Below are 25,016 nucleotides of genomic sequence, written 5' to 3'. Positions count from 1 at the left end.
CCACCCCTTCCCTCACTCGATGAAGAGAAATCTCGAAGAAGAGACACCAGGAGAAGTCATGAACACGAAGTTCCGTTGGCTCGCCGCCCTCGCGGTCGGAGCCCTCTCGGTCGGATCGATGACCGCCTGCAGCGCCTCGGGCGGCAGCGGCGACTCCGACACGATCACCTACTGGGCCAGCAACCAGGCCCCGACGGTCGAGAAGGACGCCGAGATCCTGCAAGAGAGCATCGACCGTTACACCGAGGAGACCGGGGTCAAGGTCGACCTCGAGGTCATCCCGTGGTCCGACCTCTACAACCGCATCCTCACCGCCGTCTCGAGCGGTGAGGGCCCCGACGTCCTCAACATCGGCAACACCTGGGCGGTGTCGCTGCAGTCGAGCGGCGCGTTCGTGCCGTGGGAGGGCGAGGCCCTCGACGCGGTCGGTGGTCAGGACCGTTTCGTGCAGTCGAGCTTCGCCACCGGCGGCGCCGAGGGCCAGGCACCGACGTCAATCCCGCTGTACGGGCTCTCGTACTCGCTGTACTACAACACGAAGATGTTCGAGGCGGCCGGCATCACGACCCCGCCCGCCACGTGGGACGAGTTCGTCGAGGACGCCAAGAAGCTGACGGTGGACACCGACGGCGACGGCACCATCGACCAGTGGGGCGTCACGATGGCCGGGTCGAGCATCTCGAACAACTCCCACCAGGCGTTCGTCCGTGGCCTGCAGAACGACGGAGCGCTCTACGACTCCGACGGCAACCCGGACTTCGGCAACGACGGCGTCGTCACCGGCGTCAAGGAGTGGGTCGACCTGATGGCCGTCGACAAGGTGGTCTCGCCTTCGGACGCAGAGAGCGTGAACGGCTCCGACATGGCCGCGACCTTCGCCGACGGCAAGGCCGCCATGTTCTTCGACCAGGCACCCGACGCGAACCTCGCCGCCCGTGACTTCACGGACTACGCCGCCGCGCCCGTGCCGATGGAGTCTGCCGACGCCACCGGGCTGCTGGGCACCCAGAGCCACGTGGCCGGCATCAACATCAGCGTGTTCGAGAACAGCGACAACAAGGACGCCGCGATCGACTTCGTCAAGCACCTGACGAGCGACTCCGAGCAGGTCTACCTCAACAAGTCGTTCAGTTCGCTGCCCGTGGTCACGAGCGCCTACGACGACCCGGCGTTCCAGTCGGAGACCATCAAGCTGAAGCAGGTCACGCTCGCCGACCACGCCCAGCCCATGCCCCTCTACCCCTCTGAGGGACAGATGGAGACCTTGGTCGGCACCGCGATCAAGAACCTCCTCGCCACCGCAGCCCAGGGCGGTTCCGTCAGCGAGTCCGACGTCAAGTCGGCCCTCGAGGACGCGAACAGTCAGATGAGCTCGGGTCAGTAGCCCGTCCCACCGCCACCGGTGGGGGCGGTCGGTCCACGTGACCGGCCGCCCCCGTCGAGGCCCCGAGAGGACCCTCATGACCGTCAACGTCCTGCCCCCCGCCACCGCCGAGAAAGACCTGCCGCCGGACCCGCACCAGCTGGCCCCGCTCGAGCCCGCGAAGCGCAAGAAGCACCGCTCGCCGCTCGCCTACCTGCTCGTGGCCCCGGCCGCGCTCGCCGAACTGCTCGTCCACATCGTCCCGATGGTGCTCGGCGTGTGGATCGCCTTCATCACCCTCAACCAGCTCAGCATCGCCAACTGGGTCAACGCGCCCTTCGTCGGCCTGCGGAACTTCGTCACCGCGCTCGACCCCAGCTCGCCCATCGCGGCGCAGCTGTACGGCGCCCTCGGTCGCACGGTGCTCTTCACGGTCATCGTCGTCGCCATCGCCTGGAGCATGGGCATGCTGGGGGCCGTCCTGCTCACCAGCTCGTTCAAGGGCCGCGGCGTCCTGCGCACGCTCTTCCTCGTGCCCTACGCCCTGCCCTCGTACGTCGGCACGATCGCCTGGGCCTTCATGTTCAACCAGCGCGACGGGGCGATCAACCGCTTCCTCGTGGATGACCTCGGCATCTTGCAGGACCGCCCCTTCTGGTTGCTCGGTGGCAACTCGTTCTGGGCCATCGTGATCGTGACGGCCTGGCAGTTCTGGCCGTTCGCCTTCTTGATGCTGCTCGCCGCGCTGCAGAACATCCCGGGCGACGTCTACGAGGCCGCCAGCCTCGACGGCGCGAGCCTCTGGAAGCAGTTCACGCAGATCACCCTGCCCATGATCAAGCCGGCCAACGCCGTGCTGCTGTTGATCATGAGCCTGTGGATCTTCAACCAGTTCAACGTGCCCTACGTGCTCTTCGGCCCGGCCTCGCCCGAGCAGGCGACGCTGATCTCGCCGTTGATCTACCAGCAGTCGTTCAACAACTGGAACTTCGGCCTCGGCGGTGCCATGAGCGTGATGCTCCTGGTCGTGCTGCTGATCGCGTCGGCGTTCTACATCCGCATGGTTCTGCCGAAGGGACAACACGATGATTGAGACCCGCGGGTTCAAGGTCTTCCGCTTCTTCGGGCTGGCCTTCCTGTCGCTCGTGGTGGTGGTGCCGCTCTACGTGGTGCTGACCACCTCGATCAAGCCGCTCGCCGACGTCCAGGGGCTCTTCACCTGGATCCCCAGCCGGGTGACGCTCGAACCGTACGTGCAGATCTGGCAGACGGTGCCGCTGGCGTCGTACTTCAAGAACAGCCTGATCGTCACGATCTCGGCGACGGTGCTGTCGGTCGCGATGGCCGTGCTGGCCGCGTACTCGCTGGCCCGCCTGCGGTTCAAGGGGCAGCGAAGCTTCAGCCTCGTCGTGCTGTCGACGCAGATGTTCCCGGGCATCCTGTTCCTGCTGCCGCTGTTCCTGATCTTCGTGCAGATCCAGCGGACGGTCGGCGTGCAGCTGACCGGCAGCTACCTCGGCCTGATCATCACGTACATGACGTTCTCGCTGCCCTTCTCGATCTGGATGCTGACGGGCTACTTCGCGTCGATCCCGAAAGAGCTCGAAGAGGCCTCGATGATCGACGGCACGGGTCGCCTCGGCGCGCTGTTCCGCGTCGTGATCCCGGTCGCGAAGCCCGGGATCATCGCCGTCGCGGTCTACGCCTTCATCACGGCCTGGGGCGAGGTGCTCTTCGCCTCGGTGCTCACGAGCAAGGACACCAGGACGCTCTCGATCGGCCTCCGCGCCTACGCCTCGCAGCAGGACGTCTACTGGAACCAGCTGATGGCGGCCTCGGTCGTCGTGTCGCTGCCCGTGCTCATCGGCTTCATGCTCGTGCAGAAACACCTGATCACCGGGCTGTCGTCGGGGGCCGTGAAGTGACAGAGCCGGCCGTGGCCACGGCGGTGGGGCCGGCGGGCGCCACCGCCCGCCCGGCCGGCCGGGCCGCGCCGAGCCGAGGAGGCGCGGTGCCGGTCGAGCCGCTGGGCGTCGGCATCGTGGGCGGCGGCTTCATGGCACGCGTGCACGCCGGGGCCGCACGGTCCGCCGGTGCCCGGGTGGTCGCCCTGGCGTCGTCGAGCGCGTCGAGCGCGGCCGGCGCGGCGGGGCTGCTCGGCGTCGACACGGCGCACGAGAGCGTCGACGACCTGGTCACCGACCCCGGCGTCGACGTCGTGCACATCTGCTCGCCGAACGCCACGCACGCCCCGGTCGCCCTGGCCGCGCTCGCGGCCGGCAAGCACGTCGTCTGCGAGAAGCCGCTGGCGACCTCGTCCGCCGAGGCCGAGGTCCTGGTCGAGGCCGCCCGCGACGGGCGACTGGTCGGCGCCGTGCCGTTCGTCTACCGGTACCACCCGATGGTCCGCGAGGCCCGGGCCCGGGTCGCCTCGGGCGAGGTGGGCCGGGTGCTGAGCGTCCGGGGCTCGTACCTGCAGGACTGGCTGCTCGACAGCGACGACGTCGACTGGCGCGTCGACTCGGCGGCGGGCGGCCCGTCGCGCGCCTTCGCCGACATCGGCAGCCACCTGGTCGACCTCCTCGAGTTCGTCCTGGGCGACCGGCTGGCCCGCCTGACCTCGACGACCCACACGGTCCACGCGGTCCGTGGTGGGTCGCCGGTCGACACCGAGGACGAGGCGGCGGTGGTGTTCGAGACGACCCGCGGCGCGATCGGCACCCTCTTCGTGTCGCAGGTCGCGCCGGGGCGGAAGAACCGCCTTCTGCTCGACCTGTCGGGCACGGCCGAGAGCATCGAGTTCTCGCAGGAGGAGCCCGAGACCCTCTGGGTCGGCCGCCGCTCGGGCACGCAGCTCGTCGCCCGCGACGCCGCCGTGCTCGCCCCGGACGCCGCCCGCCTGTCGACCCTGCCGGCCGGCCACCCCATGGGCTACGTCGACGCGTTCGCGGGGTTCGTCCGTGACGCCCACGACGCCGTCCGCGGTGGCAGGCCCGAGGGGCTGCCCACGTTCGCCGACGGCCTCCGGGCCGTGCAGGTGACCGAGGCCGTGCTCGCCTCCGCCGCCGCCCGCACCTGGGTCGACCTGCCCTGACCCTGCCCGCCCTGACACCGCCCACCCGTCGCCGTCCGCCGCACCGCAAGCAGCGCCGCACCGCAAGCAGCCCCGCACCGCCGCCCCCGAGAAGGACCCCATGACCGAGAGCTCGCGCCCCGTCACCCTGTTCACCGGCCAGTGGGCCGACCTGCCCTTCGAGGAGGTCGCGGCGCTGGCCGCCGGCTGGGGGTACGACGGCCTCGAGATCGCGGCGTCGGGCGACCACCTCGACCTCGAGCGCGCCGACCAGGACGACGCCTACCTGAGGTCGCGCCTCGACGTGCTCGACCGGCACGGCCTGCGCGTCTGGGCGATCTCGAACCACCTGACCGGCCAGGCCGTCTGCGACGACCCGATCGACTTCCGGCACCAGGCGATCGTCCGGCCGTCGACCTGGGGCGACGGCGACCCCGAGGGCGTGCGGCAGCGGGCCGCCGACGACATGAAGCGCGCGGCCCGCGTCGCCCGCAAGATGGGCGTCGACACCGTCGTCGGCTTCACCGGCTCGAAGATCTGGCCCTACGTGGCGATGTTCCCGCCGGTGCCCGCGAGCGTGATCGACGCCGGCTACCAGGACTTCGCCGACCGCTGGAACCCCATCCTCGACGTGTTCGACGCCGAGGGCGTGCGGTTCGCGCACGAGGTGCACCCGAGCGAGATCGCGTACGACCACTGGACGAGCGTCCGGGCCCTCGAGGCCATCGGGCACCGGTCGGCGTTCGGCTTCAACTGGGACCCGTCGCACATGCTCTGGCAGGGCGTCGACACCGTCTCGTTCATCACCGACTTCGCCGACCGGATCTTCCACGTCGACTGCAAGGACACCCGCATCAAGCCACCCACCGGGCGCTCGGGCGTGCTCGGGTCGCACCTGCCCTGGGGCGACCCCCGCCGCGGCTGGGACTTCGTCTCGACCGGGCACGGCGACATGGACTGGGAGGACGCCTTCCGCGCCCTCGACTCCATCGGCTACGACGGCCCGATCTCGATCGAGTGGGAGGACGCCGGCATGGACCGCCTGCACGGCGCCCCCGAGGCGCTGGCGTACGTCCGGACGCTGCTCTGGCCACGGCCGAGCGCCTCCTTCGACGCCGCGTTCTCGAACCAGTGACGGCAGACTGACGGCATGCCCCGAACCCTGTTGCCCGGCCAACGCAGCCGCCTGCTCGTCGTCGACCCCGCGAGCGGCGACGTCGAGGTCGTCCTCGAGAGCACCCGGGTGCTGGTCGAGGCCCCGAACTGGAGCCCCGACGGCCGCTGGCTCGTGGTCAACGGCGACGGCCTGCTCTGGCGGCTGCCCGCCGACGCGCGCGGGGTCGACGAGGGGGCGCTCGAGCCGGTGCCGATGGGCGACGTCCCCGAGATCAACAACGACCACGTGATCGCCCCCGACCAGTGCGCGGTGATCGTCAGCGCCCGCGACGGCCACCTGTACGAGGTGCCGTGGGAGGGCGTGACCCCGGGCGGCCGGGCGCGCCGTGTGACCCGCGACCACCCCGAGGGGCGCAACCACAAGAACTACCTGCACGGCGTCTCGCCCGACGGCGCGACGCTCAGCGTCATCGTCGGGGCCCTGCCGGCCCCCGTCGACGACCCGGACGACGAGGAGGCGCGGGCCGGGTGGCGGACGAACGTCGCCCTGGTCTCGCGGGCCGACGGCGCCACCACGCCGGTGACCGACGACGAGCACCCGGACGACGGGGCCGAGTTCTCGCCCGACGGCGCCTGGTTGTGGACGAACTCGGAACGCGCCTCCGCGGGGGTGGCCGGCCACGCCCAGCTCTTCCGCAGCCGCCTCGACGGCGGCGACGTCGTCCGGGTGACCGACGACGAGCGGGTCGACTGGTTCCCGCACGTGTCACCCGACGGCAGCACGCTGCTCTGGGTGTCGTTCGAGCCCGGCACGCTCGGCCACCCCGAGAACCGCGACGTCGTGCTGCGCACCCTGCCGCTCGGCCCCGACGGCCTGCCCGTGCCGGACCGGGCCCCGCACGACGTGCTCGCCCTGTTCGGCGGGCAGGGCACGATCAACGTGCCCTGCTGGGCCCCCGACTCCCGCCGCTTCGCCTGCGCCGACTACCCCCTGGGCTGACGGAGCCGCACACCCTCTCGATCGGCCCGGAACCCCTGCCTCGGCACAGGGGCGAGAGCCGGATCGAGGGGTGGGGCGAAGCGAACCGGCCTGACCCGACACCGGCAGCGGTCAGATCTCGGTGACCCGGCCGCCCGTGAGGTGCAGCCGGCGTTCGGCCCGCCTCGCCACGGCCGAGTCGTGCGTGACGATCACGAGGGTCAGGCCGCGCTCGCGCCAGACGCCCTCGAGCAGGTCCATGATCTCGTCGCGGGTCGCCTCGTCGAGCGACCCGGTGGGCTCGTCGGCGAGCAGCACGGTGGGCTCCTTCACCAGGGCGCGCGCGACGGCGACTCGTTGCTGCTGACCACCCGAGAGCTCGACGGGCAGGTGGTCGGCGCGTTCGGCGAGGCCGACCGACTCGAGGGCGGCGGCCGACCGCCGGCGTCGCTCGTCGCGGGGCACCGAGCCGTCGGCGAACGCCGTCTCGACGTTCTCGGCGGCCGTCAGCGTCGGGATCAGGTTGAACCCCTGGAACACGAAGCCGATCTCGCGACCCCTCGCCGCGGCGAGGGCGTGGTCGCCGGCCTTCGAGAGGTCCTGCTCGCCGAGCAGCACAGTGCCGCTCGTCGGTCGGTCGAGGGCGCCGAGCATCTGCAGCAGCGTCGACTTGCCGCCCCCGGTCGGCCCCTGGATCGCGACCATCTGGCCGGCGGGGATCTCGAGCGTGACGCCGGCCAGCGCGGTCACGGTCTTCTTCTTCTGCGAGTACGTCTTGACGACGTCGGTGAGGCTGTACATCGGTCGGGGCCCTTCGGGTGCGTGCGGTGCGGTGGGGGAGTGCCGGCCGGCCGGGGTGTGCCGGTCGGCGGGGGTGTGCCGGTCGGCGCGGGAGTCCTGGTCGGCGGGGGACCAGGAGGCGCGGGTCGCGTCGACCGCGCCGGTCGCCCCGCCCTCGACCCGGCTCACGCGACGCTCCGCAGCGCCTCGGCCGGACGGAGCCGCGAGGCCCGCCAGCCGCCGATCGCCCCGGCGAGGAGGCCGCCGAGGACGGCGAGTCCGACGGCGATCAGGACGATCGTGAGCGAGACCGGGACGTGCAGCGCGATGTCGGTCGTGGCCTGGGCCATCTGCTGACCGAAGCCGCCGCCGGCACCGGACGCCGCGCCTCCCTGGGCTGCCGTGCCGGCCGCCGCGGTGGCCGCGCTGCCGGGCACGCCGCCGGGGCCACCCGCACCAGGGCCCGACGAACTCGCGGCCGAGGCCGAGAGGGTCGGCGCGATCGCGTTGACGACGACGATGCCGAGCAGGCCGACGGCCACGCCGACGACGCCGCCGATCAGGCCCTGCACGAGCGACTCGCCCGCGACCTGGCGGGTGATGCGGGCGTTGCTCCACCCGACGGCCTTCAGCGTGCCGAACTCGCGGGTGCGACGGCCGACGCCCGAGACGGTGAAGAGGATCGCGATGGCGAACGCCGCGGCCAGCACGATGACCGAGAGCCAGGTGCCGAGGTTCGAGACGAGGCCCGAGGCGGTCGACAGCGAGCCGGAGACGCTCGACGCGAGGTCGGACTGCGTGCTGACCGTCGCGTCGGGCAGGGCGGCCTTGAGGTCGGTCTTCAGCGAGTCCACGTCGCTCGCGCTCGCCGCCGTGACGTAGACGGTGCTGATCTGGTCGGTCAGGCCGCTGACGGTCTGTGCCGTGTCGAGCGGGACGTACGTGTCGCTCGAGGTCGCCGCGTCGGACGAGGTGGACGCGACGACGCCGATCACGGTGAAGTCGGTGCCGCCGATGGCCAGGGTGTCGCCCGTGGCGAGGTCGGCGCTCGTGGCGTAGGTCTGGTCGAGCACGACGACGTCCGTGCCGGCGTCGTCGGCGGTGAAGGTGCGGCCGTCGACGAGGCTGACGCTGGTCAGCGGGCCGACCGCGTCCGCGGTGACGTCGATGCCCTCGACGGCGAACTGGTCGACGTCGAACGAGCTGCCGCCCGCGCCGTCGGCTCCGCCGGTGGGCGGTGCCTGCGGGGCGGTGCCCGCGTCGGTGCCGGTACCTGAGTCGGTGCCGGTGCCCGCGCCTCCCGAGCTGCCCTGGGAGAAGTCGGGCAGGGTGCCCGAGAAGCTCGAGGACTGCAGGCTGAGGGTCGCGGTCGCGGCAGCGACGCCGTCGACCCCCTCGACCGTGGCGAGCGTCGAGGCGTCGACGGTGGCCGTGCCACGAGCGGCCGAGAGGGTGCTCTGCGCGACCTCGGTGCTGCCGTCTTCCGTGCTGCCGTCGCCCGAGCCGAACGCGAACTGCTGCCCGGGGCCGCCGCCGTCGGCGCCGGGCTCGGCGGCCTGCGTGACGGTGACGTCGGTGCCGACGCCGTAGACGGACTCGAGCACCGACGACTGGGCGTTGCGCACGCCCGTGGCGACGCCGTTGACGATGATGACGAGGGCGATGGCCAGCGCCATGCCGATGGCGATGACGACGGTCTGCTTGCGCCTGTTGCCGAGCTCTCGGCGCAGGTAGGTGAAGAACATGGTGGGGGTCTCCTTGACTGGGGCGGTGCCGGGCCCGGGAGGCCTGCCGCCGCAGCGAACCTAGGAGGGGCCTCGATGAGGCCCCGATCAGCCGGCCATGAAGCGCCTATGAGAGATGTGCAGCCTGCTCATCGATCGATCACAGTCCGTTCATAGGAATCGCTCGATACTTGGAGAGGTGACCACAACGACCCCCGCCACCGCTTCGGCCCCCCGCCTCACCCGTGCCGACGGAACGCCCCTCCGAGTCCTCGTCGTCGACGACGAGAACAGCCTCACCGACCTGCTCTCGATGGCCCTGCGTTACGAGGGATGGGACGTCAAGGCCGCCTCCGACGGTCAGGCGGCGCTCGCCACGGCCCGCGAGTTCAAGCCCGACGCGATCGTGCTCGACTGGATGCTGCCCGACATCGACGGCATCCAGGTGCTCGGTCGGCTGCGGTCGAGCGGCGACGACACCCCGATCCTGTTCCTCACCGCGAAGGACAGCGTCGAAGACCGGGTGTCGGGCCTCACCGCCGGCGGCGACGACTACGTCACCAAGCCGTTCTCGCTCGAAGAGGTCGTGGCCCGCCTGCGCGGCCTGATCCGGCGGTCGGCCTCGGCCATCAGCGAGGCGGGCGACTCGCGCATCGTCGTCGGCGACCTCGTGCTCGACGAGGAGAGCTACGAGGTGACCCGGTCCGGTCGCGAGATCGAGCTGACCGCGACCGAGTTCGAGCTGCTGCGGTTCTTGATGCGCAACCCGCGGCGGGTGCTGAGCAAGGCGCAGATCCTCGACCGGGTCTGGAGCTACGACTTCGGCGGCAAGTCGAGCGTCGTCGAGATCTACATCTCGTACCTGCGCAAGAAGATCGACGTCGGCGAAGAGCCCATGATCCACACCGTCCGCGGCGTGGGTTACGTGATCAAGCCCACGTCGTGACCGATGCCCTGCCCGCCCGGGTGGGCTCGCGCCTCCGGGGCCTCGTGCGCCGGGCGCCCGGGCTGGCCGGGCCGCTCACGCTGCGCAACCGCCTGATCCTCAGCATCGTCGCCCTCGTGGTGCTGCTCACGATCGTGATCGGCGCAGTGAGCGTCGTCGCCCTCCGCAGCTCGCTCGTCGACCAGCTCGACGACGAACTGCGCCAGGCGACGAACCGGGCCCTCAGCGGGCCGGCGGCCGACGGGTCCGACTCCGGCAGGCCGAGCGTCTCACCCGACGAGGCCGATCTGCTCGGTCCCCGTCAGGCCCCGGGCACCTTCACGGCCCTCGTGGTCGGTCAACGGGTCACCGCGGCGTACAGCATCGACTCGTTCGGAGACGTCGACGACCCGGTGACGTCGGCGAACGCGTCGGCCGTGCTCTCGGTCGTCGGGACGACCGACCCCACGACCGTCGACCTCGGGGGCAGCCTCGGCTCGTACCGGGTCGAGGCGGAACCCGTGCAGCTCATCCCGACCTCGGGGGTCAGTAGCACGGCGACCTACGGCTACATCGTCGTCGGCCTGCCGATGGACAGCGTGTCGACGACCGTGACCCGCATGGTCGCCGTCATCGTCGCGATCACCGTCGTCGGGCTCGCGATCGCCATCGCCATCGCCTACGCCGTCGTCCGCAGCGCCCTGCGCCCGCTCGAACGCATGTCCGACACGGCCCTGCGGGTGGCCGAACTGCCGCTCGACCGGGGCGAGGTCGCGCTCGCCGAACGCGTCGACGACGCCGACGCCGACACCCGCACCGAGGTCGGTCGCGTCGGCGCCTCGCTCAACCGCATGCTGGGCCACGTGGCCGGGGCGCTCGAGGCCCGGCAGCAGAGCGAGAACAAGGTGCGGCAGTTCGTCGCCGACGCCTCGCACGAGCTGCGGACGCCGCTCGCCTCGGTCCGGGGCTACGCCGAGCTGACCCGGCGCATGAACGCCGGCCTGCCCGACGACGTCGTCTACGCCATGGGGCGCATCGAGTCCGAGTCGCTGCGCATGACCTCGCTCGTCGAGGACCTGTTGTTGCTCGCCCGACTCGACGAGGGGCGCGACCTCGTCACCGGCGACGTCGACCTCACCCGCGTGGTGCTCGACACGGTGAACGACGCCCACGTGGCCGGCCCCACGCACGACGTCGACGTCTACGTGCCCGACGAGCCCGTGACGGTGTCGGGCGACGCGATGCGCCTGCACCAGATCGTCGCGAACCTGCTGACCAACGCGCGCACCCACACGCCCGACGGCACCCACGTGCACGTCTCGCTCACGGTCGACGACGCGTCGGGGCAGGCCGTCGTGTCGGTGGCCGACGACGGCCCCGGCATCGACGAGGCCGTGCTGCCCGTGCTGTTCGAGCGCTTCGCCCGCGCCGACAGCTCACGATCGCGCAAGGCCGGTTCGACCGGCCTCGGGCTCGCCATCGTCGAGGCCGTCGTCCACTCGCACGGCGGCACCGTCGACGTCGACAGCTCGGCAGACGGGGCGACCTTCACCGTGCGCCTGCCTCTCGCGACGCCTGCCGTCGTGGGCGTCAGAGGAGGCGAGGAGGCGCGACTTGCGTGAGCGCGCCTCCTGCGTCTACTCTGTACGAAGCCCAAGACCGCCGGTTGTACTCGTCTGCTCGCAGACGGGTGCCGAAGGTTCTCGAGAGAGAGCGACCAGCGCAGGTGTGTGAAGTCGTTCCTCTTCTCGAAGAGATCCAGCTCCGTGCGCTTGCGCCGGAGCTTTTTTCGTTCGTGCAGCACCGGTCTCGGTGCGGCCGAGTCGAGTGCCGGGGGGCTGCCGGCACACCCACGTTTTAGGAGAGCCATGGCGAACAAGGAAGCATCGGTCGCCGAGCTCACGGACAACTTCCGTGACTCGACCGCCGTCCTGCTCACCGAGTACCGCGGTCTCACTGTTGCTGAGCTGAAAGAGCTCCGCAAGTCCATCAGTGCAGACGCGACGTACGCCGTGGTGAAGAACACGCTCAGCAAGATCGCGGCCAACAACGCCGGAATCAGCTCGTTCGACGACGACCTCGTCGGACCGTCTGCGATCGCCTTCGTGCACGGTGACCCTGTCGCCGTCGCCAAGAGCCTGCGTGACTTCGCCAAGGCACACCCCGCTCTGATCGTGAAGAACGGTTACTTCGACGGTAACCCGCTCACGGCGGACGAGGTCAAGCAGCTCGCCGACCTCGAATCCCGAGAGGTGCTGCTGGGCAAACTGGCCGGCGCCTTCAAGGCTTCGCTGTTCGGTGCTGCCTACCTGTTCCAGGCACCGCTGTCCCAGGCCGTTCGCACGGTCGAGGCACTGCGTGCCAAGCAGGAAGCCGACAGCTAGCAGCTGTCGTACCAACCCACACTTCAGAAAACACACAAGGAGAACACCATGGCGAAGCTCACGCAGGACGAACTGATCGAGGCCTTCAAGGAGCTCACGCTCATCGAGCTCAGCGACTTCGTGAAGAAGTTCGAAGAGGTCTTCGAGGTCACCGCTGCTGCCCCCGTGGCCGCTGCCGGTGCCGCCGGCCCCGCCGCCGCCGCCGAAGAGGTCGAAGAGCAGACCGCCTTCGACGTCGTGCTCGAGGCTGCCGGCGACAAGAAGATCCAGGTCATCAAAGAGGTCCGCGCGCTCACCAGCCTCGGCCTCGGCGAGGCCAAGGCCGTCGTCGACGGTGCCCCCAGCACCGTCCTCGAGGGTGCCACGAAGGAAGCCGCCGACAAGGCCAAGGCTCAGCTCGAGGCCGCCGGCGCGACGATCACCCTCAAGTAGTCGGCGGGCCCTCGCGGCCCCTCGCCCTTGAGCGGCACGTCTGCTCAGCAACAAGACAGAAGGCGCCACCCCTCGGGGTGGCGCCTTCTGGCGTTCGTGCGGGGGCGCTGCCGGGGCGCGTCGTCCGAGCCCGGTGACCCGCGCCTCCTCGGGGGGACGCCGGCGGCCGGGTCAGGAGGCGCGGGCCAGCACCGAGTGCCGGCGCCCGTACCCGAGGTACACCGCGGTGCCCACGACCATCCACACGGCGAAGGCGAGCCAGGTCACCCACCCGAGCGTGACCATCAGCAGGACGCAGAAGGCGCAGCCGAGGATCGGAGTGAGCGGGTAGAGCGGCACCCGGTAGGTGCGCTCGAGCTCCGGCCGGTTGCGGCGCAGCCAGATCACCGACACGTTGACCAGGGCGAAGGCGAAGAGCGTGCCGATGCTCGTCGCGTCGGCCAGGGCGCCGAGGGGAATCACCGCGGCGGCCACGGCCACCGCTCCGCCCACGATCCGCGTGCCGGCGACCGGGGTCTGGGTCCGCGGTGAGATGCGGCCGAGCACCCGGGGCACGAGGCCGTCACGGGCCATCGAGACGAAGATGCGCGTCTGGCCGTAGAGCACGGTCAGCACGACGCTGGCGATGGCGGCCACGGCCGTGACGGCGAAGAGGAACGCCACCCACGGCTGGCCCGTGATGTCGCCGACGATCGCGACGAGGGTGGCCTCGCCGTCGGTGAACGCCGTCCACGGGCGGGCGCCGATCGCGGCGACGGCCACCAGGATGTACAGCACCGTGATGATCACGATCGAGGCGATGATGGCCCGCGGCAGGTCGCGCCGGGCGTCGCGGGCCTCCTCGCCGGCCGTCGACGCCGCGTCGAAGCCGATGTACGAGAAGAACAGCCGGGACGCGGCGGCCGAGACCCCGGCGGCGCCCATCGGGGCGAGCGGTTCGAAGTTGCCGACGCTGAACGCGGTGAAGGCCACGGCGACGAAGAACACGAGCAGCCCCACCTTCACCACGACGAGCAGGGTGTTGACCCAGGCGCTCTCGCGGGCACCCGGCACGAGGACGAGCGTGGCGAGGACGACGAGCACGGCCGCGGGCAGGTTGAGCACGCCGCCGGCCCCCGGCGGCTCGGCGATCGCCGCGGGCAGGGCCAGGCCGAAGACGTCGAGTGCTTCGTTCACGTACTGGCCCGCGCCGACGGCGACGGCCGCGACCGAGACGGCGTACTCGAGCACGAGGCACCAGCCGCAGACCCAGGCGATGCCCTCGCCGAGGGTCGCGTACGCGTACGAGTAGCTCGAGCCCGAGACGGGCACGCTGCCCGCCATCTCGGCGTACGACAGGGCCGAGAGCAACGCCGCGACGCCCGCCAGGACGAACGAGATCCACACCGCCGGCCCGGCCAGCGGCACGGCCGTGCCCAGCACGACGAGGATGCCCGTGCCGAGCGTCGCCCCGATGCTGATCGCGGTCAGGTGCCAGACCCCCAGGGTGCGCCGCAGGCGGGGGCCGCCCTCGGCCGTCACGTCGTCGGCGGTGGGGGCGTCGAGGGGTTTGCGCGCCCTCAACTGGGCGACGAGGGACGGACGGGACGGGACGCGGAGCTCTGCAGGCACCGCGAGAGGTTACCGTACGACGCGCGCCGAGCCCCGTCGTGGTCAGTCCTCGAGGTCGAGGCCCAACTGCTTGACGCGGGTCATGGCCTCACGCCTCGACGACGCCTGCAGCTTGCGGTAGATGCTGCGCACGTGGCTCTTCACCGTGTTGACCGAGATGAACAGCTGGCTGCCGATCTGACCGAGGGTCTGGCCCGTGGCCAGGTGTCGGACGATGACGAGCTCGCGGTCGCTCAGCGGTTCGGCGAGCTGGGGCACGACGTCGGCCGTGGTGCCGCGGAGCCGGTCGAGCACCCCGACGATGGCCGGCGGCTGGCGGCGGCCGACGGCACGCTGCACCAGGTGGTCGAGGACGTCGTCGGGCAGCGTCGCGAAGAGCCAGACGGACCCGTTGTGGCCGGCGCTCAGCAGGGCCTGGTCGAACGCAATGTCGCTGCGCGGGCCGTCGCCGAGCGCGAGGTGGGCGGCGGCCTGGATGGCGTGCACCTGACCCATGGTGCGCTCGCTGTGGAGGTCGCCGATGGCCAGGCAGGGCTCGAGCGCCTCGAGGGCGGCGTCCGGCTCGCCGGCGGCGAGGTGGACGAGGGCGAGCACGCGACCGGGGCAGCGGATGTGGTGGTGCGACGGCACCACCGACGACGCGAGTCGCCGGGCGTCGTGGGGCTGGCCGAGGAGGCGCATGGTCTCGGCGCGCAGGACGGTCGCCGAGTCGGTCAGGGCGCTGTGGCCGGTGAACCCGTCGATGGTCCGCGTGATGCGGGCGAGCAGGTCGAGCACCTCGATGTGTCGCCCCTCGGACAGCAGCACGTGGGCCTCGGCGAAGAGGCCGAGGGCCTCCCAGTCGTTGCCGCGGGACGCCTGGCGGACGTCGGCGAGCAGGCCCTCGTGACCGCTGACGGCCGCGCCGCGTTCGAGTGCGAGGTGCACGCGCGTGATCTGCGTCAGGGCTCCGAACGAACTGGCCAGCAGGTCGGTGCCGTCGGCGAGCTCGCGGGCGAGGTCGACGTGCCGGTCGGCGAGGTCGAAGTCGCCGATCAGCATCGCGACGAAGGCCAGGGCCGACAGGCACTCGACGCGCTCGGCCGTGCTGAGGTGGTCCTCGCCGAGCCCGTTCGCCAGGCTGAGGGCGAAGCGGGCCTGGTCGATCTCGCCGTAGTGCAGGCGGATCAGGCCGAGCTGCAGCGAGAACGAGGCGCTGAGCGAGATGCGGACGCTGATCGACTCGGCGAGGTCGTTCTCGATCAGGGTGCGCGCGACCTCGAGGTGCTCGTGGGCCACGACGAAGTTGCCGAGGGTGCGGAGGGACGCCCCGAGGTGGACGTGGTAGCCCGCCCGGATGTCGAGGGGCAGGTCGGGGTCGGCATCGAGGGCCTTGGCGACGCCCCGGAACCACGGCAGCGCGGCACTGCGCGAGCGCGAACCGACCGAGCGGTGGCTCGCCGCCAACGCGAGCAGGATGCGCGGCCTCCCGCGCCACTCCTCCTCGGGCGTCGAGCGGATCGCCTCGCGGAGGCGCGCTCCCTGCACGGGGGCGATCTGGGTCCAGCCCTGTTCGATGGCATCGAGAGCGGCCCGGTGGTCGGCGGGCTGAAGTTCGGCACTCGGTGGTTCGACGGCCGTGGGGTTCGACGTGTTCACGATGGTCCTAGCTCTGCCGCTTCGGGAGGCCCACTCGTCGGGTACGGGGGCGCGGCCGCCGGAGCCTGGTCAGGTGCACCGACATCGCCATACTAAACTGAGTGGTCTTCGCACCGGGGGGTGTGTCGGGCATTGCGCCCACAACTGGGGGACGAACGGTCGTTCTACGGCGTGTCGCGCTCGCACCGACCTCGCGTCGGTGCACGGACTGCACCGATCTGCGGCCGCACGGCGACGATCGGGGGGCGTCCGGCCTACGCTGACCGGATGAGCTCGATGCATCCGCCCGCGGGCGGTCCCCGTGGCGGCGCTCGGCCGGGCGGGTCCCGGGTGTCGAGCGGTGACGCCGACGCCCAGCGGGCGGCCAACGCCACGGCGCCCCGCATCCCCGACCTCGTCGGTCGCATCCGGGGCCTCTTCTCGCCGCACAAGCGGGCACTCGTCGTCACGGTCGTGCTCGTCCTGATCGGGGCGGCCATCAGCGTGGCCCCGCCGCTGCTCACCAAGCAGGCGTTCGACCGGGGGCTGTTCCCGCCGGGCGGCCCCGACGTGCCCGTGCTGCTCGAGCTCGTGGGAGCCATGGTGGGGCTCTGGGTGCTGTCGGCCGGCATCGGCGTCTGGCAGACGTACCTCACGGCGACGGTCGGCAACAAGGTCATGGGCGCCCTGCGCATCCGCCTGTTCGGGCACCTCCAGCGCATGGAGCTCGCCTTCTTCACCCGCACGAAGACCGGCGTCATCCAGTCCCGGCTGCAGAACGACGTCGGCGGCGTCGCGAGCGTGCTGAGCAACACGATCTCGAGCGTGCTCGGCAACACGGTCACGGTCATCGCCGCGTTCGTGTCGATGCTCGTGCTCAGCTGGCAGATGACGGTCGTCACGGTGATCCTGCTGCCGTTGCTCGTCGTCGCCCAGCGCCGGGTCGGTCAGGTGCGGGCGCGCATCGCCACCAAGACGCAGGAGTCCCTCAGCGACATGACGTCGATCACGCAGGAGGCGTTGAGCGTCAGCGGCATCCTGTTGGCGAAGAGCTTCAACCAGCAGCGGGCCGAGGTCGAACGGTACTCGGCAGAGAACCGCACCCAGATCGGGTTGCAGGTGCGCCAGCAGATGAGCGGACAGTGGTTCTTCGCCGTCGTGCAGATCTTCCTGTCGGTCATCCCCGCCCTCATCTACCTGGTCGCGGCGTGGCTCATCCTGCGCGACGTCCCGGTGACGGCCGGCACGATCGTCGCGTTCACGACGGTGCAGGCCCGACTGACGTTCCCGCTCATGGGCCTCTTGAGGGTGGCCCTCGACCTGCAGACCTCGGGGGCGCTCTTCGCCCGCATCTTCGAGTACCTCGACCTGCACCCGGCGATCACGAACGACTCATCGGCCGAGACCGTCGACGAGTCGCAGCTCGGCCGGGTCGAGTTCGACGACGTCTCGTTCTCGTACCCCGACGCCGAGCCGGGACAGAAGACCCTCGACGGGGTCTCGTTCGACATCGCGCCCGGTCAGTTCGCGGCCTTCGTCGGCCCGAGCGGCGCCGGCAAGACGACCGTGTCGTACCTGATCCCACGGTTCTACGAGGCGTCCGGAGGCGCGGTGCGCTTCGCCGGCACAGACGTCCGGCGGCTCGACCAGGAGAGCCTGCTCGGCCACATCGGCATCGTCAGCCAGGAGACCTACCTCTTCCACGCCAGCATCGGCGACAACCTGCGGTACGCGCGGCCCGACGCGACCGACGAGCAACTGGTCGACGCGGCCCGGCAGGCCAACATCCACGAGACCATCGCGTCGTTCCCCGACGGGTACGACACGATCGTCGGGGAGCGGGGCTACCGCCTCTCGGGCGGTGAGAAGCAACGCATCGCCATCGCCCGCGTCCTCTTGAAGGACCCGGCGGTGATGGTCCTCGACGAGGCGACGAGCGCCCTCGACACGGTGTCCGAGCGGGTGGTGCAGGAGGCTCTCGACACGGCGACCCGGGGCCGGACGACGATCGCGATCGCCCACCGCCTGTCGACCGTGCGCGAGGCGGACGTGGTCTTCGTCGTCGTCGCGGGCCGCGTCGTCGAGCGCGGCACGCACGACGAACTGCTCGCCCTGGGTGGGGTGTACGCCGAGCTGTACGGGCAACAGGTGTCGGCGTAGTCGCGCCGGCTGCCGCCGCACCGGGGACGCGCGCCTCGTGAGGGACGCGACCCGCGCCTCCTGACGGAAAGCGTCGCGAGCCCCTGGTCATCGCGGGGGCAGGAGTGGTAATTGTTGAGGACGGGTCAGGTGAGTTGTCCTCGGATCTCGGGGCGTCACGTTCGGGCTGGCCCGAGGGACGAGGCCAGACGTGACCAGCAGTTCGACCGACCAGCGCTCGACCAACGCGGTCGACGCCGTGCCCCACCGCCGCTTCAGCTGGCGTGCCCTCGTGGGCCGCGGCTCGCTCGACATCCAGTCGAAGCTGCTCGTGATGCTGCTCGCCGTGAGCTTCGTCGCGGCCATCGTGATCGGTGCGGTCGGCTACGTCAACGGGCGCGACTCGCTGCGTGAGGCGGCGTTCGACCAGGTGACGAGCATCCGCGAGTCCCGTGCGCGCGAGGTCGAGCGGACCATGGCGAGCGTCCAGCAGGCCGTCGTGCTCGACAGTCGCAACGACAGCGCCGTGCAGGCCTCGCTCGCGTTCAACGCCGGGTTCGCGGCCCTCGCCGCACAGGCCCCGAGCGCCGAGCAGACCTCGGCGATCGACTCCTTCTACTCGGACACCTTCGGGCCGCGGTACGACGACGCGACGGGCACGCAGGCCGACGTCGACCTCATCACGCCGTCGACACCGGCCCAGACCTACCTGCAGTCGCTCTACACGGTGCCCTTCGACGACGACTACGACGCGTCGCTCGCCTTCGACGCGGCCGACGACGGCAGCGAGTGGTCCGCCGCCCGGGCCGAGTACCACGACTACTTCCGCGAGATGGTGACGCAGCTGTCGTACGAGGACGCCCTGCTGCTCGACACCGACGGCAACGTGGTCTACTCGGCCTTCTCGGGGGTCGACCTCGGCACCAACGTCGAGACCGGGCCGTACTCGCGCACGAACCTGCGCGAGGTCTACGACGAGGCCCTCGAGTCGAACACCGTGGACTCGTCGTTCACGACCGACTTCGAGCCCTACCTGCCGTCGCTCGGCGCGCCGACCGCCTGGATCGCCTCACCCGTCGGCACCGGCGCCGACGTCTCGGGCGTCCTCGCCATCCAGGTGCCGGTCGACGCCATCAACGACGTCATGACCGGGGACGAGTCGTGGGGTCGTGACGGCCTGGGCGACACCGGCGAGGCGTACCTCGCCGGCCCGGACCTGACGATGCGGTCGTCGTCGCGCGAACTGATCGAGCACCCCGAGACCTTCGCCGCCGACGTGATCTCGCACGGCACCCCCACCTCGGTCGCGAACCGGCAGGTCGAGACGGGCAGCTCGGTGCTGCTCCAGCCGGCCGCGACGACGGCCGTCCAGGCCGCGCTCGAGGGCCGGACCGGGACGACCGTGAACACCGACTACCTCGGCCACCAGGTGCTCGCCGCCTACAAGCCGGTCGACGTCGACGGCCTCAACTGGGTGATCGTGGCCAAGGTCGACACCTCGGAGGCCTTCGCCCCGGTCGACGTCTTCACGCGCAACCTGTTGCTGTCGACCGCCGCCATCATCGTGCTCGTCTCGCTGCTGTCGTTGCTGCTGGCGCAGGTCTTCGTCCGGCCCGTCCGACGGCTGCAGACCGCCGTCAACCGCGTGAGCGGAGGCGAGGTCGGCGTCGAGGTACCGGTGCGCGGCGGCGACGAGTTCGCCGACCTGGGCTCGTCGTTCAACGACATGAGCCGCAGCTTGAAGCTGAAGCAGGACCTCATCGACGACCAGCGCCGCGAGAACGACCGGCTGTTGCTCACGTTGATGCCCGAGGCCGTCGCCAAGCGCTACAAGGAGGGCGAGGAGACCATCGCCGAGGACCACACCGACGTCTCGGTGGTGTTCGCCGACATCGTCGGGTTCGACGACGTGAGCCGTGGGCTGCGTTCGGGCGAGTCGCTGGCCCTGCTCAACGGCCTGTGGAAGTCGTTCGACGAAGCCGCCGACCGGTTCGGCGTCGAGAAGGTGCGCAGCAGCCAGACCGGCTACCTGGCGAGCTGCGGCCTCTCGGTTCCGCGGGTCGACGCCGCCCGTCGGGTCGTCGACTTCACGCTCGAGCTGCAGACGGTGCTCGACCGGTTCAACGCGACGCACGATGCCCGGCTCGCGTTGCGGGCGGGCCTCGACACGGGGCCGGTGACGAGCGGCCTGGTCGGACGGCAGAGCATGGTCTACGACATGTGGGGTGACGCCGTGACCCTCGCGTACCGCGTGCAGGACGTCGCCGCACAGCCCGGGGTGTACGCCACCGAGCGGGTGGTGCAGAAGATCGGAGACGCCGTCCCGGCGTCGGACGCCGGCACCGTCACGACCCAGTCGGGCGCCCAGCGCGTCTTCCGTCTCGACCGACCGGCCGCCTCGTGACCAGCGTCTGGCAGCAGCCGTGGTTCGTGCCGACGCTGGTGGTCGTGATCGGCCTGCCGATCGCGCTCATCGTGTTGACCGAGATCACCTCGACGTTGCACCGCCGGGGCAACCCGGCCCACAAGGTCACCCGCCTGCTGCGCACCTACGTCGTGCCCGCGGGGGCGATCGCGCTGCTGCTCGGCGAGGTGACCCGGGCGCTCGACTCGCGGGACTTCACGTGGACGAACGTCGTCGCGACGATCTTCGGGTTCCTGGTGATCCTCGCCGTGCTCAACACGGTGAACCTCGCGCTCTTCACGAACGCCTCGAAGGGCAGCTGGCGCGACCGGCTGCCGTCGATCTTCGTCGACATCGGCCGGATCATCCTCATCGCGATCGGCCTGGCGGTGCTCTTCAGCGTCGTCTGGGGCACCGACGTGGCGGGCCTGTTCACGGCGCTCGGAGTCACCTCGATCGTCCTCGGCCTCGCGCTGCAGGGGGCCATCGGCAGCATCGTGTCGGGGCTGCTGCTGCTGTTCGAACAGCCGTTCCGGTTGGGCGACTGGCTCGACGCCGGGGGAGTCCGCGGCCGGGTCGTCCAGGTCAATTGGCGGGCCGTCCACATCGACACGGGCAACGGCATCCAGATCATGCCGAACGCCACCCTGGCCGGAGCGTCGTTCACGAACCTGAGCCGGGGCGGCGGCAGCTTCACCGTGACGACGACGGTCTCGTTCACCACCGACGACCCGCCCGCCGAGGTCGTCGCCCTGCTTCAGCGCGTCGCGTCGGCGCTGCCCCAACTGGCCGAGGGCAGTGCACCGGTCGCCGTCCCGCTCGGCGGCACGGACTACGCGTTGTCGTTCGACACCCGCGGGCCCGCGCTCGAAGGGGCCGCCCTCGCGACCTTCCGCGGCTGGCTCTGGTACGCCGCCCGGCGGGCGGGCCTCGCGCTCGACGGCGACGCCACCGACGACTTCGTCACGCCCGAGCGCACCGAACGGGCCGTCCTCGCGATCGCGCCCACCCTGAACCTGTCGGCCGAGGACACCCCGGCCCTCGTGCCGCTCGTCCGGCTCGAGCGCTACGCCGCCGGTGAGGTCGTGCTGCCGGCCGGCGTCGTGCCCGAGGCCGTCCGCTTCGTGCTGCACGGTGCCGTGTCGCTCGGCGCGACGCTGCCCGACGGCGCGGTCGTGCCGGTCACCCGGGTCGAGGCCGGCGACTACGTGGGGCAGACCGCCCTGACGCGCGAGGTGACGTCGACGAACGCCGTCGCGCTGACCGAGGTGGCCGTCGCGCTGGTGCCGACGTCGACGCTCGACGACCTGGTCCGCGTGCGGCCGCGGCTGGCACGCGAGTTCGGCGACGTCATCGAACGTCGCCGCGACCAGGCGCGCGCCGCCCTGGCCGGCTGAGACGGGCCCGGCCGCGCTCGGCCGCGCTCGGCTCCCCTCAGCCGCGCTCGGCGAGCATCGCCTGCATGGCGTCGACCTCGCTCTGCTGCGTCTGCACCATGCCCGACGCGAAGGCCCGCACCTGCGGCACCTCGCTGCGCGCCAGGATCGCGTCGGCCATCTCGATGCCGCCCTCGTGGTGGGCGATCATCAGCGTCAGGAAGACCCGTTCGGCCTCGACGCCGCGGGCGGAGTCGAGCGAGGCGAGCTGCTCGTCGGTGGCCAGCCCCGGCATGCGGCCGCCGGGTTCGTGGGTGGCGACCGGCGTCGCCGAGCCGCTCGCGCCTCCTGCGCCCGACGTGTGGTGGCTGCCGTAGTCGCCGTCGAGCGTCGGCCGGGTCATCCACGTCATGGTCGGCTCGGACGGCGCCTGGGGCACGCGCCACAGCTCGAGCCAGGCGTACATCTGCCCGGCCTGCTGCGACTGCGTCAGGGCCATGTCGTACGCCAGCGAGCGGACGTCGGGGTCGTCGGTGCGGTCGCGGACCATCATGGCCATCTGCACGGCCTGTTCGTGGTGCACCTGCATGTCGCGCGAGAAGCCGGCCTCGACGCTGTCGGTGCCGGGCGTGACGGGGTTCGGCGAGCTGAGCCGGCCGAGCGCGACGCCCACCAGCAGCACGATCGCGACCGTCAGGACGCCCGCGACGACCAGCCGCAGCCGACGAGCCGAGGAGGCGCGGGTCGGCGCCGCCCCGTCGGTCACGTCGCCGTCGTCACGGCCGGCCCCGGTCACGCGATCTTGCCGGTGCCGTCCACGCCGCCGGTGCAGGGGGCGCCGGGCTCCGGGGCGTTCGTGGACTTCCAGTACTTGGTGACGAAGTCCGAGACGGTGGCCTCGTCGTCGGTGACGTTCGAGAAGGGCAGCTGGGCGCCCCAGGCCGAGACGTACATCGGCGAGTCGAGCCCCTCGTAGGGCGAGACGACGGCGTAGGTGTCGGGGGCGAAGTCGCGCAGCGCCTCGATCTCGGACTCGCTGACCTGCTCGGGGTCGTAGGTGAACCAGACCGCGCCGTGCTCGAGGTCGTGGACGGCGTTCTCGTTCGGCACCGGCTCGGTGTACACGCCGCAGTTGAGCCAGATCTGGTTGTGGTCGCCACCGGCCGGCGGGGTCATCGCGTAGTCGACGCTGCCGCCCACGTGGTTCGCGGTGAGGTCGGCGTACGTCTTCACGCCGTCCACCTCGATGGCCTGAGGGTCTTGACGGGGCTGCCCGCTCGTCACGACGAAGGTCACGACGAGCGCGATCACCGCCGCGCCGGCCACCGAGGCCGTGACGATGCCGATCGTGCGGTTGCGCTTCGACCGGGCCTGCTGCCGTTTGAGCTCGGCGACCTTCTCTTGGCGTCGGGCGTCGCGCTGCTGCTTGACGGTGGGCTTGTCGGTCGGCTTGTCGCTGCTGGCCACGGGGGTCCTCTGGGTCGGGGAGGTGGTCGGGACGCACCCGATCGTAGATGCGTCATCCATTTTCTCTCACGACTGCCTGGGAGGCGCGTGCCAGTCGCGCGGGCGGCGTCACGCAGCCGTCACACGGCACCACCCCCTCGGTAGACTCGGCCCACGGGCCCGCCAGGACGCACCGGCCGGCCCGGCCACCCGAGTCGTCGACCTGCGCCGTGCCCCACGAGGGCCGCGCGAGAACCGGAGCACCCCCGTGAAGTACGCCGAGACCGTCCTCGACCTGATCGGCGACACCCCGCTGGTCAAGCTCAACAAGGTGACCGAGGGCATCACGGCGACGGTGCTCGTCAAGGTCGAGTACGTCAACCCGGGCGGGTCGTCGAAGGACCGCATCGCCACCCGCATCATCGACGCCGCCGAGCGGGACGGGCTGCTCGGCCCCGGCGGCACCATCGTCGAGCCCACGAGCGGCAACACGGGCGTCGGGCTCGCCCTGGTCGCCCAGCAGCGCGGCTACCGCTGCGTGTTCGTGCTGCCCGACAAGGTCGGCGACGACAAGCGCAACGTGCTGAAGGCCTACGGCGCCGAGATCGTCGTCACGCCGACCGCCGTCGAGCCCACCAGCCCCGAGTCCTACTACAGCGTCTCGGACCGCCTGGCGAGCGAGATCCCCGGGGCCTTCAAGCCGAACCAGTACGCGAACCCCAACGGCCCGCTCAGCCACTACGAGACGACCGGCCCCGAGATCTGGCGCGACACCGACGGTCGCATCACGCACTTCGTCGCGGGCGTCGGCACCGGCGGCACCATCAGCGGCACGGGCCGCTACCTCAAAGAGGTGTCCGGAGGCGCGGTGCAGGTCATCGGCGCCGACCCCGAGGGCAGCGTCTACAGCGGCGGCACCGGCCGCCCCTACCTGCTCGAGGGCGTCGGCGAGGACTTCTGGCCGGCCGCCTACGACCCCTCGGTCGTCGACCGCATCATCGCCGCGGACGACGCCCGCTCGTTCGAGCTCACCCGTCGCCTCGCCCGCGAGGAGGGGCTGCTCGTCGGGGGGTCGTCGGGCCTCGCCGTCGCGGCCGCCCTCGACGTCGCCCGCGAGCTCGGCCCCGACGACGTGGTCGTCGCCCTGCTGCCCGACAGCGGGCGCGGTTACCTCGGCAAGATCTTCAACGACGCCTGGATGCGCTCGTACGGCTTCGGCGTCAGCCACGACGAGCGCTCGGTGCGCGACCTGATCGCGTCGAAGGACGGCCAGCTGCCCGACCTCGTGCACGCGCATCCGTCCGACACCGTCCACGACGTCATCGGCATCATGAAGACCTACGGGGTCTCGCAGATGCCCGTGCTCTCGGCCGAGCCCCCCGTCGTCATCGGCGAGGTCGTCGGTGCCATCGAAGAGAAGGCGTTGCTCGAGGCGATCTTCCGGGGCGGGGCCACGATGGGCGACGCCGTCTCGGCGTACCTCGGCGACCCGCTGCCGCTGATCGGCGTCAACGAGCCCGTCTCGGCGGCCCGCACGGCCCTCGAGTCGGTCGACGCCCTGCTCGTCACCGACGACGGTCGGCCGGTCGGCGTCGTCACCCGCCAGGACGTGCTGGCGTTCCTGTCCTCGTGAGCGGCCGGCCGGGG

General features: G+C 71.2%; 20 protein-coding genes. 14 read left to right on the top strand and 6 right to left on the bottom strand.

The window, feature by feature from the left end; all coding sequences use genetic code 11:
- Positions 1-58 precede the first annotated feature (58 nt).
- The 6 genes from ASG05_RS04565 to ASG05_RS04540 all read left to right on the top strand — a co-directional run bounded on the left by ASG05_RS04565 (position 59) and on the right by ASG05_RS04540 (position 6,552).
- Positions 59-1,384 (top strand): ABC transporter substrate-binding protein, encoded by a 1,326-nt coding sequence (locus ASG05_RS04565; RefSeq protein WP_056257771.1) that lies wholly within the window; start codon positions 59-61, stop codon positions 1,382-1,384.
- A 76-nt stretch (positions 1,385-1,460) separates the two neighbouring features.
- Positions 1,461-2,456 carry a carbohydrate ABC transporter permease gene (locus tag ASG05_RS04560; protein ID WP_082486361.1) on the top strand — a complete coding sequence of 332 codons (996 nt, stop codon included), beginning with the start codon at positions 1,461-1,463 and terminating at the stop codon, positions 2,454-2,456.
- Positions 2,449-3,288: a carbohydrate ABC transporter permease gene (locus ASG05_RS04555; RefSeq protein ID WP_056257769.1), complete on the top strand. Its 840-nt coding sequence runs from the start codon at positions 2,449-2,451 to the stop codon at positions 3,286-3,288. Before ASG05_RS04560 ends, ASG05_RS04555 begins: the two co-directional genes overlap by 8 nt.
- Before the next feature lie 11 nt (positions 3,289-3,299).
- Positions 3,300-4,457, top strand: coding sequence for a Gfo/Idh/MocA family protein (locus tag ASG05_RS04550; RefSeq protein WP_082486359.1), 1,158 nt, complete (start codon positions 3,300-3,302; stop codon positions 4,455-4,457).
- A gap of 100 nt (positions 4,458-4,557) precedes the next feature.
- Complete coding sequence (locus ASG05_RS04545; protein WP_056257767.1) at positions 4,558-5,571, top strand: sugar phosphate isomerase/epimerase; 1,014 nt, start codon at positions 4,558-4,560, stop codon at positions 5,569-5,571.
- Positions 5,572-5,586: 15 nt separating this feature from the next.
- A complete protein-coding gene (locus tag ASG05_RS04540) occupies positions 5,587-6,552 on the top strand; it encodes a PD40 domain-containing protein (protein ID WP_056257763.1) in 966 nt (321 codons plus the stop codon).
- Between the two features lie 111 nt (positions 6,553-6,663).
- Here the strand turns inward: ASG05_RS04540 and ASG05_RS04535 are convergent, their stop codons facing one another.
- Both ASG05_RS04535 and ASG05_RS04530 read right to left on the bottom strand, forming a co-directional pair.
- Entirely contained in the window at positions 6,664-7,500 is an 837-nt protein-coding gene (locus ASG05_RS04535; RefSeq protein WP_369814030.1) for an ABC transporter ATP-binding protein, read from the bottom strand.
- Positions 7,497-9,056, bottom strand: coding sequence for an ABC transporter permease (locus ASG05_RS04530; RefSeq protein ID WP_056257760.1), 1,560 nt, complete (start codon positions 9,054-9,056; stop codon positions 7,497-7,499). The genes ASG05_RS04535 and ASG05_RS04530 overlap by 4 nt, the downstream gene beginning before the upstream one ends.
- Before the next feature lie 166 nt (positions 9,057-9,222).
- On the opposite strand from ASG05_RS04530, the gene ASG05_RS04525 reads away from it, so the two are divergent.
- From ASG05_RS04525 to rplL, 4 genes are all read left to right on the top strand, one after another.
- On the top strand, positions 9,223-9,981 hold the full coding sequence (locus ASG05_RS04525; RefSeq protein ID WP_056258464.1) for a response regulator transcription factor: 759 nt from the start codon (positions 9,223-9,225) through the stop codon (positions 9,979-9,981).
- Positions 9,978-11,582 (top strand): cell wall metabolism sensor histidine kinase WalK, encoded by a 1,605-nt coding sequence (locus ASG05_RS04520; RefSeq protein ID WP_082486355.1) that lies wholly within the window; start codon positions 9,978-9,980, stop codon positions 11,580-11,582. Before ASG05_RS04525 ends, ASG05_RS04520 begins: the two co-directional genes overlap by 4 nt.
- A 246-nt stretch (positions 11,583-11,828) precedes the next feature.
- Positions 11,829-12,344: a 50S ribosomal protein L10 gene (gene rplJ, locus ASG05_RS04515; protein ID WP_054146730.1), complete on the top strand. Its 516-nt coding sequence runs from the start codon at positions 11,829-11,831 to the stop codon at positions 12,342-12,344.
- Positions 12,345-12,392: 48 nt separating this feature from the next.
- Positions 12,393-12,776, top strand: a complete 384-nt coding sequence (gene rplL / locus ASG05_RS04510; protein WP_056257758.1) for a 50S ribosomal protein L7/L12 — start codon at positions 12,393-12,395, stop codon at positions 12,774-12,776.
- A gap of 171 nt (positions 12,777-12,947) precedes the next feature.
- On the opposite strand, the gene ASG05_RS04505 is transcribed toward rplL, so the two are convergent.
- Positions 12,948-14,387, bottom strand: coding sequence for an APC family permease (locus tag ASG05_RS04505; RefSeq protein WP_056257756.1), 1,440 nt, complete (start codon positions 14,385-14,387; stop codon positions 12,948-12,950).
- A gap of 42 nt (positions 14,388-14,429) precedes the next feature.
- Positions 14,430-16,025 (bottom strand): LuxR C-terminal-related transcriptional regulator, encoded by a 1,596-nt coding sequence (locus tag ASG05_RS04500; RefSeq protein ID WP_056257752.1) that lies wholly within the window; start codon positions 16,023-16,025, stop codon positions 14,430-14,432.
- 267 nt (positions 16,026-16,292) lie between these two features.
- Here ASG05_RS04500 and ASG05_RS04495 point away from each other — a divergent pair, with 267 nt between their 5' ends.
- The 3 genes from ASG05_RS04495 (at position 16,293) to ASG05_RS04485 (ending at position 21,944) form a co-directional block, all read left to right on the top strand.
- A complete protein-coding gene (locus ASG05_RS04495; RefSeq protein ID WP_235491384.1) occupies positions 16,293-18,164 on the top strand; it encodes an ABC transporter ATP-binding protein in 1,872 nt (623 codons plus the stop codon).
- Between the two features lie 190 nt (positions 18,165-18,354).
- A complete protein-coding gene (locus tag ASG05_RS04490; protein WP_200936699.1) occupies positions 18,355-20,547 on the top strand; it encodes an adenylate/guanylate cyclase domain-containing protein in 2,193 nt (730 codons plus the stop codon).
- Positions 20,544-21,944 carry a mechanosensitive ion channel domain-containing protein gene (locus ASG05_RS04485; RefSeq protein WP_056257749.1) on the top strand — a complete coding sequence of 467 codons (1,401 nt, stop codon included), beginning with the start codon at positions 20,544-20,546 and terminating at the stop codon, positions 21,942-21,944. Before ASG05_RS04490 ends, ASG05_RS04485 begins: the two co-directional genes overlap by 4 nt.
- A gap of 37 nt (positions 21,945-21,981) precedes the next feature.
- Here ASG05_RS04485 and ASG05_RS04480 read toward each other — a convergent pair whose 3' ends face one another.
- Together ASG05_RS04480 and ASG05_RS04475 are read right to left on the bottom strand one after the other, a co-directional pair.
- Positions 21,982-22,719 carry a DUF305 domain-containing protein gene (locus tag ASG05_RS04480; protein ID WP_082486353.1) on the bottom strand — a complete coding sequence of 246 codons (738 nt, stop codon included), beginning with the start codon at positions 22,717-22,719 and terminating at the stop codon, positions 21,982-21,984.
- The gene (locus ASG05_RS04475) at positions 22,716-23,390 is read right to left on the bottom strand and encodes a DUF3105 domain-containing protein (RefSeq protein ID WP_200936696.1); all 675 of its coding nucleotides are present in this window, start codon (positions 23,388-23,390) and stop codon (positions 22,716-22,718) included. The genes ASG05_RS04480 and ASG05_RS04475 overlap by 4 nt, the downstream gene beginning before the upstream one ends.
- Positions 23,391-23,637: 247 nt before the next feature.
- Between ASG05_RS04475 and ASG05_RS04470 the strand changes: the two genes are divergently transcribed.
- Positions 23,638-25,002 carry a cystathionine beta-synthase gene (locus ASG05_RS04470; protein ID WP_056257744.1) on the top strand — a complete coding sequence of 455 codons (1,365 nt, stop codon included), beginning with the start codon at positions 23,638-23,640 and terminating at the stop codon, positions 25,000-25,002.
- The last annotated feature ends 14 nt before the right edge of the window (positions 25,003-25,016 follow it).

This window comes from Frigoribacterium sp. Leaf186, from assembly GCF_001423905.1.
In the GTDB taxonomy this organism is placed as follows: Bacteria; Actinomycetota; Actinomycetes; order Actinomycetales; family Microbacteriaceae; genus Frigoribacterium.
Note: the sequence above shows the minus strand (reverse complement) of the source record. Positions and strands in the feature narration are given on the sequence as shown.

What these genes read in the sequence shown, in the direction of transcription:
- ASG05_RS04565 (WP_056257771.1), top strand. Translation starts at nt 59, where the DNA reads ATGAACACGAAGTTCCGTTGGCTCGCCGCCCTCGCGGTCGGAGCCCTC.
- ASG05_RS04560 (WP_082486361.1), top strand. Translation starts at nt 1,461, where the DNA reads ATGACCGTCAACGTCCTGCCCCCCGCCACCGCCGAGAAAGACCTGCCG.
- ASG05_RS04555 (WP_056257769.1), top strand. Translation starts at nt 2,449, where the DNA reads ATGATTGAGACCCGCGGGTTCAAGGTCTTCCGCTTCTTCGGGCTGGCC.
- ASG05_RS04545 (WP_056257767.1), top strand. Translation starts at nt 4,558, where the DNA reads ATGACCGAGAGCTCGCGCCCCGTCACCCTGTTCACCGGCCAGTGGGCC.
- ASG05_RS04540 (WP_056257763.1), top strand. Translation starts at nt 5,587, where the DNA reads ATGCCCCGAACCCTGTTGCCCGGCCAACGCAGCCGCCTGCTCGTCGTC.
- ASG05_RS04530 (WP_056257760.1), bottom strand. Translation starts at nt 9,056, where the DNA reads ATGTTCTTCACCTACCTGCGCCGAGAGCTCGGCAACAGGCGCAAGCAG.
- rplJ (WP_054146730.1), top strand. Translation starts at nt 11,829, where the DNA reads ATGGCGAACAAGGAAGCATCGGTCGCCGAGCTCACGGACAACTTCCGT.
- rplL (WP_056257758.1), top strand. Translation starts at nt 12,393, where the DNA reads ATGGCGAAGCTCACGCAGGACGAACTGATCGAGGCCTTCAAGGAGCTC.
- ASG05_RS04495 (WP_235491384.1), top strand. Translation starts at nt 16,293, where the DNA reads ATGAGCTCGATGCATCCGCCCGCGGGCGGTCCCCGTGGCGGCGCTCGG.